Origin of the sequence: Rhizobium sp. C4 (assembly GCF_021026315.1) — a bacterium.
In the GTDB taxonomy this organism is placed as follows: domain Bacteria; phylum Pseudomonadota; class Alphaproteobacteria; order Rhizobiales; family Rhizobiaceae; genus Ensifer_A.
Genome location: NZ_JAJNCX010000009.1, coordinates 119,424 through 135,034, shown reverse-complemented (window position 1 = coordinate 135,034; position 15,611 = coordinate 119,424). Strand labels below are relative to the sequence as shown.

Annotated in this window: 17 protein-coding genes and 1 pseudogene; 7 read left to right on the top strand and 11 right to left on the bottom strand. The window is 62.3% G+C overall.

The window, feature by feature from the left end:
• Positions 1-25: 25 nt before the first annotated feature.
• From LQK84_RS16440 to LQK84_RS16430, 3 genes are read right to left on the bottom strand one after another with little or no spacing between them, the layout of a single operon-like run.
• Positions 26-1,987: a Tad domain-containing protein gene (locus tag LQK84_RS16440; protein WP_230829809.1), complete on the bottom strand. Its 1,962-nt coding sequence runs from the start codon at positions 1,985-1,987 to the stop codon at positions 26-28.
• A gap of 5 nt (positions 1,988-1,992) precedes the next feature.
• Positions 1,993-2,415 (bottom strand): TadE/TadG family type IV pilus assembly protein, encoded by a 423-nt coding sequence (locus LQK84_RS16435; protein WP_230829808.1) that lies wholly within the window; start codon positions 2,413-2,415, stop codon positions 1,993-1,995.
• On the bottom strand, positions 2,415-2,951 hold the full coding sequence (locus LQK84_RS16430; RefSeq protein ID WP_230829807.1) for a TadE/TadG family type IV pilus assembly protein: 537 nt from the start codon (positions 2,949-2,951) through the stop codon (positions 2,415-2,417). Before LQK84_RS16430 ends, LQK84_RS16435 begins: the two co-directional genes overlap by 1 nt.
• 194 nt (positions 2,952-3,145) lie before the next feature.
• On the opposite strand from LQK84_RS16430, the gene LQK84_RS16425 reads away from it, so the two are divergent.
• The 3 genes from LQK84_RS16425 to LQK84_RS16415 all read left to right on the top strand — a co-directional run bounded on the left by LQK84_RS16425 (position 3,146) and on the right by LQK84_RS16415 (position 5,287).
• Positions 3,146-3,496, top strand: coding sequence for an ArsC family reductase (locus LQK84_RS16425; protein ID WP_230829806.1), 351 nt, complete (start codon positions 3,146-3,148; stop codon positions 3,494-3,496).
• 3 nt (positions 3,497-3,499) lie between these two features.
• On the top strand, positions 3,500-3,973 hold the full coding sequence (ybaK, locus tag LQK84_RS16420) for a Cys-tRNA(Pro) deacylase (protein ID WP_230829805.1): 474 nt from the start codon (positions 3,500-3,502) through the stop codon (positions 3,971-3,973).
• A gap of 75 nt (positions 3,974-4,048) precedes the next feature.
• Positions 4,049-5,287 carry an aminopeptidase gene (locus LQK84_RS16415; RefSeq protein ID WP_230829804.1) on the top strand — a complete coding sequence of 413 codons (1,239 nt, stop codon included), beginning with the start codon at positions 4,049-4,051 and terminating at the stop codon, positions 5,285-5,287.
• A 144-nt stretch (positions 5,288-5,431) separates the two neighbouring features.
• On the opposite strand, the gene LQK84_RS16410 is transcribed toward LQK84_RS16415, so the two are convergent.
• From LQK84_RS16410 to LQK84_RS16390, 5 genes are all read right to left on the bottom strand, one after another.
• Positions 5,432-6,307: a GNAT family N-acetyltransferase gene (locus LQK84_RS16410; RefSeq protein WP_230829803.1), complete on the bottom strand. Its 876-nt coding sequence runs from the start codon at positions 6,305-6,307 to the stop codon at positions 5,432-5,434.
• A 108-nt stretch (positions 6,308-6,415) separates the two neighbouring features.
• Complete coding sequence (locus LQK84_RS16405) at positions 6,416-8,128, bottom strand: ATP-binding response regulator (protein ID WP_230829802.1); 1,713 nt, start codon at positions 8,126-8,128, stop codon at positions 6,416-6,418.
• Positions 8,129-8,183: 55 nt separating this feature from the next.
• A complete protein-coding gene (gene lspA / locus LQK84_RS16400) occupies positions 8,184-8,672 on the bottom strand; it encodes a signal peptidase II (protein ID WP_230829801.1) in 489 nt (162 codons plus the stop codon).
• The gene (locus LQK84_RS16395) at positions 8,672-9,526 is read right to left on the bottom strand and encodes a TrmH family RNA methyltransferase (RefSeq protein ID WP_230829800.1); all 855 of its coding nucleotides are present in this window, start codon (positions 9,524-9,526) and stop codon (positions 8,672-8,674) included. Before LQK84_RS16395 ends, lspA begins: the two co-directional genes overlap by 1 nt.
• Entirely contained in the window at positions 9,523-10,653 is a 1,131-nt protein-coding gene (locus LQK84_RS16390; protein WP_442966975.1) for a class I SAM-dependent methyltransferase, read from the bottom strand. The genes LQK84_RS16395 and LQK84_RS16390 overlap by 4 nt, the downstream gene beginning before the upstream one ends.
• Positions 10,654-10,841: 188 nt before the next feature.
• Between LQK84_RS16390 and LQK84_RS16385 the strand changes: the two genes are divergently transcribed.
• Complete coding sequence (locus tag LQK84_RS16385; protein WP_230829799.1) at positions 10,842-11,285, top strand: SRPBCC family protein; 444 nt, start codon at positions 10,842-10,844, stop codon at positions 11,283-11,285.
• 21 nt (positions 11,286-11,306) lie between these two features.
• On the opposite strand, the gene LQK84_RS16380 is transcribed toward LQK84_RS16385, so the two are convergent.
• The 3 genes from LQK84_RS16380 to sppA all read right to left on the bottom strand — a co-directional run bounded on the left by LQK84_RS16380 (position 11,307) and on the right by sppA (position 13,153).
• Entirely contained in the window at positions 11,307-11,654 is a 348-nt protein-coding gene (locus LQK84_RS16380; RefSeq protein WP_230829798.1) for a LapA family protein, read from the bottom strand.
• A 127-nt stretch (positions 11,655-11,781) separates the two neighbouring features.
• Positions 11,782-12,081, bottom strand: a complete 300-nt coding sequence (locus tag LQK84_RS16375) for an integration host factor subunit beta (RefSeq protein WP_109858354.1) — start codon at positions 12,079-12,081, stop codon at positions 11,782-11,784.
• Positions 12,082-12,202: 121 nt separating this feature from the next.
• A complete protein-coding gene (gene sppA / locus LQK84_RS16370) occupies positions 12,203-13,153 on the bottom strand; it encodes a signal peptide peptidase SppA (protein ID WP_230829797.1) in 951 nt (316 codons plus the stop codon).
• 275 nt (positions 13,154-13,428) lie between these two features.
• Between sppA and LQK84_RS16365 the strand changes: the two genes are divergently transcribed.
• The 3 genes and pseudogenes from LQK84_RS16365 to lptB all read left to right on the top strand — a co-directional run.
• The gene (locus LQK84_RS16365; protein WP_230829796.1) at positions 13,429-14,094 is read left to right on the top strand and encodes an LPS export ABC transporter periplasmic protein LptC; all 666 of its coding nucleotides are present in this window, start codon (positions 13,429-13,431) and stop codon (positions 14,092-14,094) included.
• Between the two features lie 3 nt (positions 14,095-14,097).
• Positions 14,098-14,664, top strand: a complete 567-nt coding sequence (locus LQK84_RS16360) for an LptA/OstA family protein (protein ID WP_230829795.1) — start codon at positions 14,098-14,100, stop codon at positions 14,662-14,664.
• Between the two features lie 84 nt (positions 14,665-14,748).
• Positions 14,749-15,477, top strand: a pseudogene (gene lptB / locus LQK84_RS16355) (LPS export ABC transporter ATP-binding protein); the annotation flags it as partial.
• Positions 15,478-15,611 lie beyond the last annotated feature (134 nt).

Genomic DNA, 15,611 nt, shown 5'->3' with positions numbered 1-15,611 from the left:
AAGTCAGATCAACGCAAGGCGACCCTCAATTCGCCATCACCGCCTGCGTATTCGCCGTCCCCGTCCCACAGGCCCTCAGCGCCGCATTGGACCCGTTGTAGATGCTGATCGTGGCGGCGATGATGGCGAAGCAGCCGCCCTGGGGGATGGTGCTGGTCTGCTGGCCGAAGAGGCTGACGTCGTTGCCGGGGTTGTAGACGAGGCCGGAGAGGCTGTCGGTGGCATTGCCCTGGTAGATCGAGAAATTGGCGCCGTAGAGATAGGCGAAGACGTTCTGGTAGCCATAGGTGGGGGCGGCAGAGGTCGGGGCTGTGATGGTTGCCGCACTTGAGCTTGAGAGCGTGAAGCTGCCATACCAGAAGCCCATCGAGGTGCCGTTGGCGGTGAACTTGCCCGACGCGATCTGCAGGCCCGACCAGTAGAAGAACATGGAGCTTGCGCCGTTGACGGCATCGCCGGTTCCGCCCAGCGTGAATTCCGCGCCGGCGATATAGAGCGGCGTGGTGTAGAGGTCCATGTTGCCCTTGCCGAAAGTGGTCTTCGAGCTGTTGAAGGTCGAAATGCTGGCATTGTAGAACTCGAAATCGCCGGTGCCGAGCGTGACTGTGCCGTTGGAATTCAGCAGGCCGCAATAGTAGAAATAGAAGGGCCCGTTGCCGAAGGTGATCGTGCCGGTGGAGCCATTGTTGACCGTGCCGGTGTTGAAATAGAACGGGCCGTTGCCGAAGGTGACGTTGCCTGTCGTGTTGTAGATACCGCCGCCGAGGTAGAACGGACCGTTGCCGAAGGCGACGTTGCCGCCATTGCCGTTGTTGATGGAAGCCACCGTCGAGAACAGCATGTTGCCGAAGGTGATCGAGCCATTGCCGTTATAGATGTATTGCTGCAGGGCGAGGGTCACATTGGCGCCGGCCGCCGGGACGACGTTGACCACCGCGCCATTGGACACGCCCAGCACACCCTGGATCACATAGCAGCCGCTGCCGAGCACGATCGTCGTGCTCCCAGAGAGCGTGACGCTGCCGGTGATCGTCACGGGCTTGGTGCAGGTCGTGTCGGCAGCGCCCGCGCCGGTGAAGGTGACGGTGGCGTTCTGGGCGGTCAGCGAGGAGAATTTGGTGCCGGAGACGGTCGCCGTCGTGTTCGTGTAGTTCAGGCTAGAGCCGCCGAAGACGGCTGCCGGCGTCAGCGGCTTCATGAACGAGCTGGTATAGGGCCAGCTGGACATGCCCTGCAGGCGCTTCTTCATCGTGGCGATGCGGGTGTCGGAGGTGAGCGGATCGGTGCTCGTCTTGTTGAAGGTGAAGCTGCTGAGGCCCGGCGTCAGCTGCGCATTGTAGCAGATGCTGTATTGTTCTGCGGCCTGCGAATAGGCGATCTCGATGGCCGAAACCTTGCTCGCCATGTTGCTGCAATAATAGAGATAGGTGGCTGATGCGACGGTGCAGCCGGTGCCGTTCACGGCAGCGCTGCTGAAGATGTTGAGCGCGCCGGTGAGCGTGCGCAGGCAATCGCCCGATGCCGCTCCCGAGGCGACGGACGCGCTGGAGAGCGCATTGACGGAGACCGAGCCGGTCTTCGTCAGGATCTGGCCCAGCGTCAGCGTCACCGGATTGGCGATGGTCGTCGTCAGCAGCTGCCCCTGGGTCGGGGAGGTGGTGACGCTGGTCGTGAGAATGTTCGGCGAATAGCCGTTGATGGTGGCGACCTGCTGCGCGGTCGCGACCGCCTGCGGGCTCGCCGCGCCGTTGACAATGGCGCCGCTGGTTCCGGCGGCCGCGAGATTGGCAAGGTCTGCCACGCGCTGCATGTCACCCTTCTTGACGAAGAGAAGCGAGGCTTCGAGCGCCAGCGCGGACACTGCGATGAGGATCACGACCGTGAATGCGCCGACAATCCCCATGGCTCCATCGCGCGCTGCCGAAAGGCGGCGCAGCTGGGCGAGGGTGGCGGAAATCATGACGGAGATTGCTCTTGTCACGGGCATGGGCGCTATCCGTTCGGAAACTGCGCGGTCGCGCTGATGGAGAAACTGTAGCCTGCCACGCTCATCGGATAGGTGATCTGCACCCGCGTGAAGCTTGCCACGCCGACGAGGTAGGTGGGGATGATGGTGATATGGTTGGCCTTGAGGCGGACGAGCCCCTGCTTCACCGCGAGCTGCTCGATATAGCATTGCTGCGGCGTGTCGGTGCAGCCGGCGACGGCGGTGGTGCAGGACGAACCCGAAATGGCAATGCAGCGGGCGCCCTGCGTGGCCACCGATTGCAGCGCATTGAGGTTGAGCATCGCCATGCCGAAGGCGAGGCCGCCGAAGATGACGAGAACGAAGAGCGGGAACACCACGGCGAATTCGACAGCGGCCGCACCATCGCGCCTCTTCAGGAGCCCCCTCGCCGCCACGCCAAACCGCATCAGCTGACCCTCGCGACGACGGTTCTGTTGAGCCCGTAGACGCCGGAAAGAAACCCCGGCGACAGGATCAGCGGCTGCAGCTGTTCGGTGACGCGAATGGTCACGAACTTGCCGGAGGTCAGGTTGGCCGAGCAGCTGGCGGGGGTGAGCCCGGTGCTGGAATAGGTCGGCGGATAGCCGGTGACGCAGAAATAGCTGGAGGCATCGAGCGCGTTCGTCGAATTGTTGATCAGGATCGAGACGGTGATGTTGGTCGACATGCCGAGCGTGCTGCGGATGATGCTTTCGAGCGTCACCCGCATCAGGTCGGCATTGGCGCTGGTCAGCGTATTGCCGTTTCTGACCGCGTAGTAGGCAGCAGCCGAAATCGCCGAACCGACCCGCGACTTCTGGTAATAGGCGAAGCCCAGATCGACCGTCGCGGCCAGGATCACCAGCATCAGCGGGAACACGATCGCGAATTCCACCGCCGCCGAGCCGGCACGGTGGCGGGCAAGGCGGAGGGCAAATTTCAACGCTTTCGTGGTGCTCATCATGGGCGAGAACCGGTATGGGGCAAGGCCCCGCAGAACTTATGCCGGTGGTCTAACAGCAAAGTCTAAAAATTGAGTTATCCGGGTGTATCTGCAGGATATAGATGGGTTTGCGCGAGACGTGCGCGGGCGCCTAGACCCTTGACGCTCGCCGCCGGATCACCGACTTATACGGCTTGACGAACGGGACCGAACGCGTGACGACAACGATCTATGGCATCAAGAATTGCGACACCATGAAGAAGGCCTTCGACTGGCTGAAGGGGCATGGGGTGGCCTGTGATTTCCACGACTACAAGGCATCCGGCATCGACGAGGCATCCCTCAAGGCCTGGTGCGCGGCACTCGGCTGGGACAAGGTGCTGAACCGCGCGGGCACGACCTTCAAGAAGCTCGACGAGGCCGACAAGGCCGATCTCGATGAGGCCAAGGCGATCCGCCTGATGCTGGCGCAGCCCTCGATGATCAAGCGGCCGGTTCTTGATGTCGACGGCAAGCTGATACTCGGCTTCAAGCCGGAGCTTTATTCGGACTTTTTCGGAGCCTGACAGATGGCGAAGTCAACACGGGCCACGCAGGCGCTCGACAAGGCGAAGGTCGCCTATACGGTCGTCGCCTATGATTACGATCCCGATGCCGACCGCATCGGCATGGCGGCGGCGGAAGCGATCGGCGAGCCACCCTCACGCGTGCTGAAGACGCTGATGGCGGAAGTCGACGGCAAGGCGGTCTGCGTCGTGCTGCCATCCGACCACGAAGTGTCTATGAAGAAGCTCGCGGCAGCCTTTGGCGGCAAGTCGGCCAACATGATGAAGCCGGCAGCCGCAGAAAAGCATACCGGCTATGTTGTCGGTGGCATTTCGCCCTTCGGCCAGCGCAAGGCGGTTCCGACCGTGATCGAGGAAAGCGCGATGGCCGAGCCTTATGTGTTCATGAATGGCGGACAGCGCGGGCTTCAGGTCCGTCTTGCGCCGGCGGATGCGCTCTCCGCCATCGGCGCGAAAGCGGCCGCCGTGATCGCCTAGTTTCGGGCCTGCCTCTTCAAATTGCCGCATCGGCATCCCACACACTATGAAGTTCAATCATCGGAAGACATGACCATGACCCAGACGCCCATCGATCCCGTAAAGCTTGAAAAGCTGGCTGAAGTCGCCGTGAAGGTCGGCCTGCAATTGCAGCAGGACCAGGACCTGGTGATCACCGCACCTTTTGCGGCGGCCCCGCTGGTGCGCCTCATCATCAAGCATGCGTATCTCGCCGGCGGCGGTCTTGTCTCGGCCTTCTACAATGACGAAGAGGCGACGCTGGCGCGCTACCGCTATGGCAGCGACAAGAATTTCGACAAGGCGGCCACCTGGCTCTATGAGGGCATGGCCAAGGCCTATGAGGCCGGCACGGCGCGGCTTGCGATTTCCGGCGACAACCCGATGTTGCTGGCCAATGAAGACTCCGCCAAGGTGGCGCGCGCCAACCGCGCCATGTCGGTGGCCTACAAGCCGGCGCTGGAGAAGATTTCCAATTTCGACATCAACTGGAACATCGTTTCCTATCCGAACCCGTCCTGGGCCAGGCAGATGTTCCCCGGCATTCCCGAAGACGAGGCCGTGAAGAAGCTGGCGGATGCGATCTTTGCCGCCTCGCGCGTCGATCGCGACGATCCGATTGCGGCCTGGAAGGAGCATAACGCCAACCTCGCCAAGCGCTCCAAGTGGCTGAACGACAAGCGTTTCGCAGCCCTCCACTTCACCGGGCCGGGCACGGACCTGACGGTCGGTCTGGCAGATGGCCATGAATGGCATGGCGGGGCGTCGGTCGCCAAGAATGGCGTCACCTGCAACCCGAACATCCCGACCGAAGAGGTGTTCACCACGCCGCATGCGCGCAAGGTGGACGGCTATGTCCGCTCGACCAAGCCGCTTAGCCATCAGGGCACGCTGATCGACAATATCGAGGTTCGTTTCGAGCAGGGCCGCATTGTCGAAGCCAAGGCGACGAAGGGCGAGGCCGTGCTGCTCAAGGTGCTCGACACCGACGAAGGCGCGCGGCGCATCGGCGAAGTGGCGCTGGTGCCGCATTCCTCGCCGATCTCGGCGTCAGGCCTGTTGTTCTACAATACGCTGTTTGACGAAAACGCCGCCTGCCACATCGCGCTTGGCCAGTGCTATTCCAAGTGCTTTGTCGATGGCGCGACGCTGACCCAGGACCAGATCAAGGCGCAGGGTGGCAATTCCTCGCTCATCCATATCGACTGGATGATCGGATCCGGCGAGATCGACATCGACGGCATCGCCGCCGATGGCTCGAAGGTGCCGGTGTTCCGCAAGGGTGAGTGGGCGTAAGGGGCGCGCAACAACGCTGCCCTCATCCTGAGGTGCCGCCCACAGGGCGGCCTCGAAGGATCGCGTTTGTGCATCGTGTTTATGGCAAGGCCCCTTCGATGCCTGCGCCTTGCGCAGGCTCCTCAGGGTGAGGGAGCCGTCAGCTCAGCCCGCAAACCGGCCGGCGTCGTTGCCGTAGTAGTTCCGATAGCGCTCGGAGATCGTGTGGATCGGCAGGACGATCAGCACGTCTGTGGTCCGGAAGGCGCGGTCGACGACGGCGCCCTCGCTGACCATGGCGCCGAGGCGCAGATAGCCCTTGATCAGCGGCGGCAGGGCGGCGAGCGCCTTGCGCGGATTGATCGCTTCTGCCGGCATCAGATCCATAGAATGTTCGAGTTCCGGCAGTGCCTCAACACGCCAGCGGCCCGTGGCGCGGGCATTGTGGTGCAGGTAGGAGAGCGCCAGCGCATGCTCTTCCGGCACGCTGCCCGAGAAGGAGGCGCAGCCGAACAGGACGTCGATGCGATGCTTGAGGGCATAGGCCCAGTTGCCCTGCCAGAGCAGCTCGACCGTGCGCTTGGTGCGGTATTCCGGCAGCACGCAGGAGCGGCCGAGCTCCATGAAGCGCTTGTCCGGATGACGCGCGACGAGGTCGGCGACCTCGAATTCGGATGAGGAATAGAAACCGCCATTGGCCATGGCGACATCCTGACGCAGCAGGCGATAGGTGCCGACGATCTGGTCTTCGGCATCGCCCTCGAGGGCGGTGTCGAGAACCAGAAGATGATCGCAGATCGCGTCCCAGGCATCGATGTCGCGGCGCTTCAGCTGCGCCATCGGCGGAACCTGCGCGTGCATTTCCTCGACGAAGACCCGATAGCGGATCGCCTGTGCCGCATCGACTTCCGACGCGGTGCGGGCGATGCGGGTTTCCAACGTGCCAATGCGGCCGAGAACGCCGCTCTTGTCTGCGGCCAGACGCGCCAGTGTCGCGTCCTGTCCTGCCAGGATGTCGGGGTTGAGCGTTTCTGTCGTCATCGCGATTCAAGCCTCGTTCAGTTGAGGGCGATTAAACACGAATATACGACATGCGGGTGACATAAATAGGACAGAACCGTGTCCCGGCCGGTCAGATCACCAGGATTGTTAGCCAGCGCGACGCGCCGCGTAGGAGGCGAGAAGGTCGGCAAGGGCCGAGGGATCCGCAGGCTTGATGAAAAGCTCGGTTGCCCCTGCCTCGATCGCAGCCTTGCGCGTCTCGGCGCTCGCCGAGCCGGTCACGACAATGACCGGAACCTCGGCGAGCCTGTTGGCACGCTCGAAATCGCGGATCGCCGCAAGTGCATCCAGACCATTGCCGCCGGGCATGGAGAGGTCGGTGACGATTGCGCCGGGCCGGGCGGTCGGTTGCGTGGCGGCCGCGACCAGATCGCGGAAGGTTTCCACCTCTGACACGCGATGGCCGCTCTTCTTGAGCACGGTCTTGAGGAGCAGCCGATTGACCGGATCATCCTCTGCGACCAGCACGTCGAGACCGCTGCCTTCGGCCTGCGTCCAGCGGGTGTTGGAGCGGTTGTCGTTGATCGGATCGCGAAGCTCGATCCCCTTCATGCGGCCCTGCAGAACGCCGATGAGCGAGCGCTCACGCAACGGACGTACAAGCCAGGAATCGTAACCCGTGCCGAAGAAGCGCGATCCGCCGCGGCTTTCGGGATCGATCAGCAGGATGCGGCGGGTGGCCGGATTGCGGAAACCCGGATGCTTGCGCAGATCCTCCGAGAGGAGATCGGCCAGACGGCGGTCGACGACGATATCGGTGAAGGCTTCGGAGGCGGCATCGAGGCTTGCCACGACATCTGCCGGCGTTGCGGCGACCATGACCTGCCCGCCAAGGCTCGTGACGGCCGCAGCCAGCGCCTCGCGGCAGACGCCATCGGGCGCGATGATCAGCATATGCGTGCTCGACAGCATGGTGGCACGCGCCTGGCGGAGGCGAAAATCGGATGGCTGGCCGACCGGAACCCGGACGATGAAGGTGCTGCCGGCGCCAAGCTGGCTTTCGACCGCAAGGCTGCCGCCGGCTTCCAGAACGATGCGGCGGGATATGGCAAGGCCGAGACCGGTGCCGCCGATGCGGCTCTTTTCCTCGCCCACCTGCTCGAATTCGCGGAACAGCCTTTCCTGGCCGCGCGGCGACATGCCGGGGCCAGTGTCGCGGACGCGGATTTCGAGTTCGCCGTCAACCATGGACGCCGAGACAAGAACGCCGCCTTCGCTGGTGAATTTCACGGCATTGCCGACGAGATTGAAGAGAACCTGGCGCAGGCGCTCCGGGTCGAAGGAGAGGAGGCCGGGGACATCGGCTGCCACCCAGCTTGCAATCTCGACGCCCTTTTCATGGGCGCGGTGGGCCAGCATCTCCACCACGCTTTCGATCATCTGGCGAAGATCGTCGTCGCGCGGGTGGAGCTTGAAGCGGCCTGCCTCAATGGCCGAGAAATCAAGAAGATCATCAACCAGCTGCGACAGCGCCTGCACAGACTGGCCGATGCCGGAAAGATAGTTCGCCTGTTCGGGCGTCAGCCGGGTCTGGCTGAGAAGGTGGCTCATGCCTGCAATGCCGGAAAGCGGCGTGCGGATGTCATGGCTGACGGTTGCCAGAATCCGGCTTTTCATCGCGCTTTCGCGCTCGGCCCGGGCCAGCGCTTCGCGGGTGAGATTGAGGCTTGGAACATGATCGGCGGACAACGGCCGGTGGCCAGCCAGAAGCCGCCGGAACCAGGCGCCAAGCCGGTTCCCGGTCTTGCGACCGGCAGGAAGTTTTTCGATATCGAGGTCCGGTTCTTGAAAATCGCGCATGAGCCAGAGCTAACATGCGAAAGCTACAGAAGTGTTTCCGGGCTTCGTTAATCGTTCATTTCGATTTTTCGCCGCTTCCGAAGATTTCGTCAAAGCCGATCAGTACGGCACCGACGGTGATGAAACTGTCGGCCAGATTGAAGACGGCAAAGGACCATGTTCCGACATGGAAAAGCACGAAATCGATGACGTGACCATAAAGGAAACGGTCGATGAGATTGCCGAAGGCGCCGGCAATCACCAGCACGAAGCCGAGATGGGCCATCCAGCGTGCCGCCGGGGTGCGCACCCAGAGCCAGGTGACGAAGGCGACGATGGCAAGCCGCAATCCGACGATCAGATAGCCGGGCGTCTCGTCGAACATCGAGAAGGCGACACCGGTATTATAGGTGCGGTAAAGCGCCAGAACCGGCAGGAGATGAACCGGCTCCTGCAGCGGCAGATAGTGATCGACGGCGATCTTCGTCAGCTGATCGAGGATCAGCAGCGCAATGATCAGCGCAATCGCCGGGCGAGCGCGCGAGAACAGGGAGACATTGTCCATCAGCGCGGCTCCAGCGTCAGCAGATGCCGGCGCGCCTCGAAGAGCATGACGGCCGTGGCGACCGCGAGGTTCAGCGAATCCGCAAGCCCTGCCTGCGGAATGCGGGCGAGCTGATCGGCTTCCTTCGCCAGCATGTCGGGCAGGCCCTGCTGCTCATTGCCCATGAGGACGACGACGGGCTTTTTCTTGTAATCGACCGTGCGGTAATCGACGGCGCCGGCGAGATGGGTCGCGACAACAGAGACACCTGCGCCCTTTTTCCAGGCGAGGAATTCTTCCGGCGTGGCGCGGGTGACGGGCAGCGCGAAGACCGAGCCCATGGTGGCGCGCACGGTTTCGAGCGAGAACGGGTCGGTGCATTCGCCGACCAGGATGACGCCCGAAGCGCCGGCAGCATCCGCCGTCCGAATAATGGTTCCGAGATTGCCGGGGTCGCGGACGCGGTCGAGCGCGATATAGGTTTCGTTGACCGAGGGCCTGATGTCCGAGAGAGAGCGCCACTTGGTCTTGAAGACGCCGACCACCATTTGCGGATTGTCGCGGCGCGTGATGGCGGAAAGAACTTTCTCGCTCACCTCCAGCACGAGGCCGCCGGCGGCGACCGTGCGGGCCGCCATCTTGGCGACGAGCGGCTTGTCCTTGGCATTCTTGGCGTAAACCAGCGTCGTGATCGACCAGCCGAGCTCGATCGCATCGATAACGAGTTTCAGGCCTTCGGCCATGAAGGTGCCGGTTTCCTCGCGCTCCTTCTTCGACGACAGCGCCTTGATGTCCTTGATGATCGGATTGGACAGGCTGGTGACTTCCTTGACCTGTCCGACGCGGCCGGGGCCGCCCTTTGTCGCGTCGCTCATGCGGGCACCCAACGGGAAAAGAGGGATGTGGAAAGCGCCCTGCCCCTTTCAGAGCCGTCGAGCCCGCTTTCACGGATGATGAGTTCGCCGGATTCCACCACGCCGCCGGCGCCGCGCATCGTTTCGCGCATCAGCTCGTGGATCGAATAGAAGCTGGCGCGGATCGAATAGGCCGTCAGCACGAAGCCGAGCGCCTTGGGGCTCAGAAGTTCGCGGCCAATATCGAGCATCAGCGGCAGATGGTCGAACAGGTGCCAGACCTCGCCATTGGGACCACGGCCGAATTTCGGCGGGTCGGTGAGGATGATGTCATAGCGGCTGCCGCGACGTTCCTCGCGGGCGATGAACTTCATCGCATCATCGCAGATCCAGCGGATCGGGGCCTTGTCGAGGCGGGCGAGCGACTGGTTCTCGCGGCCCCAGCCGATCGCCTTCTTCGAGGCGTCCACATGGGTGACTTCGGCACCGGCGGCAGCGGCAATCAGCGAGGCGACGCCGGTATAGCCGAAGAGGTTCAGCACCTTGACCGGGCGCTTCGCCTTCTCGATTTCCTGCCGCATCCAGTCCCAGTGAACCTGCTGCTCGGGGAAGACGCCGACATGGCGGAAGCTGGTGAAACGACCATGGAATTCGGTGCCGAGAAGCTGCATCGGCCAGGTTTCGCCCAGCGCACCCTTGGGGAAGCGCCAGCGGCCCATGCCGTCCTCGTCGGTATCGCCGGTGAAGACGGCGTCGACATGGTCCCAGTGCTTTGTCGCCAGCGACCGCTGCCAGAGCGCCTGCGCTTCCGGCCGGACGATGCGATAGTCGCCATATTGCTCGAGCTTTTCGCCGGCACCGCTATCGATCAGGCGGAAGCCGGATGACGACTGGTTTTCGAGGATCACGGGGATGCGCTCCGCCGGCTTTTCGCCGGTGCGCGTCATCAGCGGGCGTTCGGGGGCGGCGGGCGCTGCGCGCTCCGGCTTCACCGGAGCATTCCGGGATGGGGCGCTCTTGGTTGGGGCGCTCTTGGCGCGCATATCGTTTTCGGCCGCCGGCGTTTCGCGCGGGCGCTCGCGCTTGTCCGTCCGGCCAGAACCGGGCCTTGAACCCGGCGCACCCGACGGCGGGCCGCCGCGGCGCATCTTTGTCGTCTTCGTCAAAATTCACTCATCCTGAGGGGCCAAAATCGCGACTGTCGCAAAAACGGCTCTATCGGGACGAAATAACATTAAGCGCTCTCTTGGCAAAGACTTATCCCTCAAGTGATATTATAGCATTCATCAAGAGAACGGCTTGGAATTGAGCCGCGCATTTGGGAGGAGCGATCACGATGGACATGAGCGGAGAAGAGCGCATTGCGGCCAAGCGCGAGGTTGTCTGGGCGGCGCTGAACAATCCTGAAATCCTCAAAGCCTGCATTCCGGGCTGTCAGAACCTCGACATGTCCTCACCGACCGAGATGTCGGCGACCGTGAAGATCAAGATCGGGCCGGTTTCGGCAACGTTTTCGGGCGAAGTCACCCTTTCCGACCTCAATCCGCCGGCGGGCTACAAGATTTCCGGCGAGGGCAAGGGCGGCATTGCCGGTTTTGCCAAGGGCGGTGCGGAAGTCACGCTGACCGAGGATGGCGACGGCACGATCCTCGCCTATACGGTGGATGCACAGATCGGCGGCAAATTGGCGCAGCTCGGTTCGCGCCTCATCGATTCGTCGGCAAAGAAGCTGGCGGCGCAGTTCTTCGCCGATTTCAACAAGGCTGTCAGCGGAAGCTGACGGCCCCCACCCTTCCGAAACCTACTTCGAAGCCGAGACCGGCAGGATGACCTGCTGGGCCAGTTCTTCCGCGCGCTTCTGGTTGCGCCGCGCCTCGCCCTGCCAGCGGGCGACTTCCTGTGCCTGGTTGCGGGCGCGCTTGCGATGCTTGCCCTGGGCAAACCAGGTGAGGCTCGCGCCAAGGACAGTGCCGAGGATCACGGCCAGGAAGAGATAGACGAAGAAGGGTGCGGTGACCGACAGCATCGAATCGGCCGGATCAAACGGGTTGAGCGCCAGCGTGACCGCGTGGCGATTGGCGACCGAAAGCACGATGAGGATGATGGCGACCGGCAGGAGGATCACCAGGTTGATCAGCTTCTTCGTCATGGGCAGGCTCCGGCGGGCAAGAGATTGCTGTCCGGGCGAAATCACCCGGTCACGCGCTCTAGGATAGAAGGATGTGTGGCGCTTTCAAGCCGGCAATTGAAAGACGGCTTTGCAAACGCTGCGCCGATCAATCGTCTTCGTCGGCCTGACCGGGGTTCAGGCGCTCGCGCAGTTCCTTGCCGGTCTTGAAGAAGGGAACCCATTTCTCCTCGACGAAAACGGCATCGCCTGTGCGCGGGTTGCGGCCCGAACGCGAAGGACGGTTCTTGACGGAGAATGCGCCAAAGCCGCGCAGTTCGACGCGATTGCCGCCCGCGAGCGCATCGGTAATCTCATCGAGAACGGCATTGACGATATTTTCCACGTCGCGGTGATAGAGATGTGGATTGCGCGCAGCAACGATCTGCACCAATTCGGACTTTATCACGTCTTCCCCCTCGATCATTTCCAGTTTCCGGTCCCGTCAGGCGGCGGTCTTTGCCGCAACCTGCTTGCCGGAGTGAAATCTGCACGGTCTTTTCTTCCCGACGGTTGCCGCCGGGGGTGCCTTAGCCGCGATCAACCTGCCAAACGGAAACAAGGCCGTCAAGGAACAAGTGCTGGATACCTAGCATTTTCAAGGCGCTTGCCGAAAAATCCTTGTCCAGACCCGACCATTCGGCAGCGTGAATGAGGGCGCCGGGAAGCATGGCTGCCCATCCCTGCGGCACCGGCTTCCAGTCGATGACCGGCAGCTCGGGGTCAACGGAGCGGGTTTTCAGATAGGCCTTGATCTCGCTGAGCCCGCCCAGCTCATCGACGAGGCCGTTTTTCAGCGCCTGACGACCGGTGAAGATGGACCCATCGGACAGCGCCATGGCCTGATCCGGCGTCATCTTCCTGCGTTCGGCAACGAGGTCGACGAACCAGTGGAAGCTGTCCTGCACCATGGCGTTGATCATCGCCTTGGTCTGATCGCTCGGCGGATTGAAGGGCGACGGTTCGGCCTTCATCGGGGCCGACTTGATCGATTCCAGCGAGACGCCGATCTTGTCGAGCAGTTCCTTGGCCTGCGGATACTGGAAGAGCACGCCGATCGAACCGGTGATCGACATGTCGCCCGCAATGATGCGGTCGCCGCCCAGCGCGATCATGTAGCCGGCGGAGGCCGCCAGCGTGCGGATGTCGGAGACGACGGGCTTCTTTTCGGCCACGCGGCGCAGCGCCTTGTAGATCGTTTCGCCGCCATAGGTCGTGCCGCCGGGCGAAGAGATGTCGACGATCAGCGCCTTGACATTATCCGCCTTGGCGATGCGGTCGAGCCGCGCCGTCAGGTCCTGATCGTCCTGGATGAGGCCGCTGATGGAGACGCGGGCGATCTGGTTGACGCCCGGGCCCTGCGTGCCCGGCCAGCGAAACCAGACGGTTGCCAGCACGAAGACGAGAACGATGATGGCAAGGCTGCGCCAGAAGGTGACCTTGCGGCGAAGCGCCCGTCGATCGGCAATTCCGTTGTCCATGCAATTTCCCTCCAGGATCAGGCCACGCGGGCGACGACGCGCGTCGCTTCGCAAATCAACGGCCGGTGCGATATCCATAATGCCCCTGCGATCAATCCGGAAGCCGCAGCATGCCGTAAAACTGCGTTAAGGGGTTGGCGGGTAAAAGGACCGTGGAAAATATTAAGGCATCCGATGTGTTTCGCAGCGATCGTCATTGTCTCCGGCACGAAAATAACCATATTGCGACGCTAGCGCTTCGGCTAATGTGACAGCCGGTCCAACACGGGAACGAGATGGCAAGCTTGGAAATGAACAGCACCTTTGTGGGCGATCAGGATGCGCGACGCGCCGCCTATGCTCAGGCCGTGCGCCATTCCCAGCGCGTCCGTAGGCTCAAGATCCTGCTGCCGGTGGCAGCGCTGGTCGTCTCCCTTCTGTTCATTGCCGTCTCCTTGGTTCGCAGCTTCCTGCCCGACAATATCGAGGTGAAGGGCGCGACCATCGAAAACGGCCAGATCGTCATGGAAAAACCGGCGATTTCAGGCCGCAACGCCGATGGCATCTTCTATTCGATGACCGCGGCGCGCGCGCTGCAGAGCATCGTCTCCCCCAACATCATGACGCTGGAAGACATCGCCGCACAGATGCCGGTCAATGACCAGCTGATCGCCAAGGTCAAGGCGAAGGGCGGCATCTACGACCGCAGCGCCAATACGCTCGACATGACACAGCCCTTCTCCCTGCACCTGTCGAGCGGGCTGGTCGCGAATTTCCGCTCCGCCAAGCTCGACGTGAAGAACGGCACGATGTCGTCAAACGACATGGTGTCGATCACCGCGTCCAAGGCAACCGTAGTTGCGCAAAGCATCAATATCGAAGATAAGGGCCAGACGATCGTATTCGATGGCCGCGTGCAGGTGAACCTGAGCGCCGACTCCATTCATGATAAAGGCAATTAGGTCATGCCCGCCAAATCCAATCTCACGCTGTGCCTGGTGATTGCTGCGCTCGCGACTGCGCCCGCCACTGCCGCTTTTTCACAGGCGACGGCCGGCAAGATGGACGGCGTCGCGCTTTCCAATGACAAGCCGATCCATATCGAAAGCGACAAGCTTGAGATCAAGGACAAGGAAAATCGCGCCGACTTCACCGGCAATGTCGTGGCCACCCAGGGCACGACGATGCTGAAGTCGAAGACGATGACGGTTTATTACAAGTCCTCCGGCAAGGACGGCGCGAGCAGCGGCGGGACGATGGCCAATGCCGGCAATGGCGACATCGACCGAATTATCGTCAATGGCGGCGTCGTGCTGAATTCGGACAAGCAGACCGCGACGGCCGAAAGCGGCCATTTCGAGATGGCCAAGCAGCTCTTCATTCTGGAAGGCAAGCAGGTGGTGCTCTCGGATGGAAACAATGTTTTCACCGGCTGCCGACTGACTGTGCACATGGATACCGGACAGGCACAGCTCGACAGCTGCGGCGGCCGCGTCCAGATTCAGCTCGATCCCAAGTCGCGCAGCAAGTAAGAGATGACCTCCTTGCTGAACCGGAACACCGACAAATCCGCGTCGAACATCCCCGGCGAAACGCAGGGCGACAGCCATGCCACGCGCTATGAGGGAACGCTGGTCGCGCGAAACCTGACCAAGACCTATAATTCGCGGCGCGTGGTGAACGGCGTTTCGCTGATCCTGAAGCGCGGCGAGGCCGTCGGCCTGCTTGGCCCCAACGGCGCCGGCAAGACCACCTGTTTCTACATGATCACCGGCCTTGTTCCGGTCGATTCCGGCACGATCGAACTCGACGGCCACGATGTCAGCTCCATGCCGATGTATCGCCGTGCCCGCCTCGGGGTCGGCTATCTGCCGCAGGAAGCCTCGATTTTCCGCGGCCTGACGGTCGAGGAGAACATTCGGGCGGTTCTTGAGGTGCGGGAGAAGAACCGCGCCAAGCGCGAGAGCAAGATCACCGAACTGCTGGAAGAATTCTCCATCGAACATCTGCGCAAGTCGCCCGCCGTTGCCCTCTCGGGTGGCGAACGGCGCCGTCTGGAAATTGCCCGCGCACTGGCGACCGAGCCGGCCTTCATGCTGCTTGACGAGCCCTTTGCCGGTGTCGACCCGATCTCGGTGTCGGAAATCCAGAACCTCGTTCGGCACCTGACGCGCCGCGGCATCGGCGTGCTGATCACCGACCACAATGTGCGCGAAACGCTCGGGCTGATCGACCGCGCCTATATCATCCACGCCGGCGAAGTGCTGACGCATGGCCGCGCGGACGATATCGTCAACAATGCCGACGTGCGGCGCCTCTATCTCGGCGACAATTTCAGCCTGTAAGGCCGCACTCATCTCGCGCCTGTCACACAACAGACACTCATTTTAACCGAATCTCTGCTTGGCTCTTGACCGCGAAAGGGAAACCAAGCAATTTTCGGGCCAGACAGTTTTTTCGCCGGGAGCGCGTCGAACCT

Bases quoted from the DNA above. Each gene is read 5' to 3' on its own strand.
- LQK84_RS16440 (WP_230829809.1), bottom strand. From the start codon at position 1,987: ATGCCCGTGACAAGAGCAATCTCCGTCATGATTTCCGCCACCCTCGCC.
- LQK84_RS16435 (WP_230829808.1), bottom strand. From the start codon at position 2,415: ATGCGGTTTGGCGTGGCGGCGAGGGGGCTCCTGAAGAGGCGCGATGGT.
- LQK84_RS16430 (WP_230829807.1), bottom strand. From the start codon at position 2,951: ATGATGAGCACCACGAAAGCGTTGAAATTTGCCCTCCGCCTTGCCCGC.
- ybaK (WP_230829805.1), top strand. From the start codon at position 3,500: ATGGCGAAGTCAACACGGGCCACGCAGGCGCTCGACAAGGCGAAGGTC.
- LQK84_RS16415 (WP_230829804.1), top strand. From the start codon at position 4,049: ATGACCCAGACGCCCATCGATCCCGTAAAGCTTGAAAAGCTGGCTGAA.
- LQK84_RS16410 (WP_230829803.1), bottom strand. From the start codon at position 6,307: ATGACGACAGAAACGCTCAACCCCGACATCCTGGCAGGACAGGACGCG.
- LQK84_RS16405 (WP_230829802.1), bottom strand. From the start codon at position 8,128: ATGCGCGATTTTCAAGAACCGGACCTCGATATCGAAAAACTTCCTGCC.
- lspA (WP_230829801.1), bottom strand. From the start codon at position 8,672: ATGGACAATGTCTCCCTGTTCTCGCGCGCTCGCCCGGCGATTGCGCTG.
- LQK84_RS16395 (WP_230829800.1), bottom strand. From the start codon at position 9,526: ATGAGCGACGCGACAAAGGGCGGCCCCGGCCGCGTCGGACAGGTCAAG.
- LQK84_RS16390 (WP_442966975.1), bottom strand. From the start codon at position 10,653: ATGCGCCGCGGCGGCCCGCCGTCGGGTGCGCCGGGTTCAAGGCCCGGT.
- LQK84_RS16385 (WP_230829799.1), top strand. From the start codon at position 10,842: ATGGACATGAGCGGAGAAGAGCGCATTGCGGCCAAGCGCGAGGTTGTC.
- LQK84_RS16380 (WP_230829798.1), bottom strand. From the start codon at position 11,654: ATGACGAAGAAGCTGATCAACCTGGTGATCCTCCTGCCGGTCGCCATC.
- sppA (WP_230829797.1), bottom strand. From the start codon at position 13,153: ATGGACAACGGAATTGCCGATCGACGGGCGCTTCGCCGCAAGGTCACC.
- LQK84_RS16365 (WP_230829796.1), top strand. From the start codon at position 13,429: ATGGCAAGCTTGGAAATGAACAGCACCTTTGTGGGCGATCAGGATGCG.
- LQK84_RS16360 (WP_230829795.1), top strand. From the start codon at position 14,098: ATGCCCGCCAAATCCAATCTCACGCTGTGCCTGGTGATTGCTGCGCTC.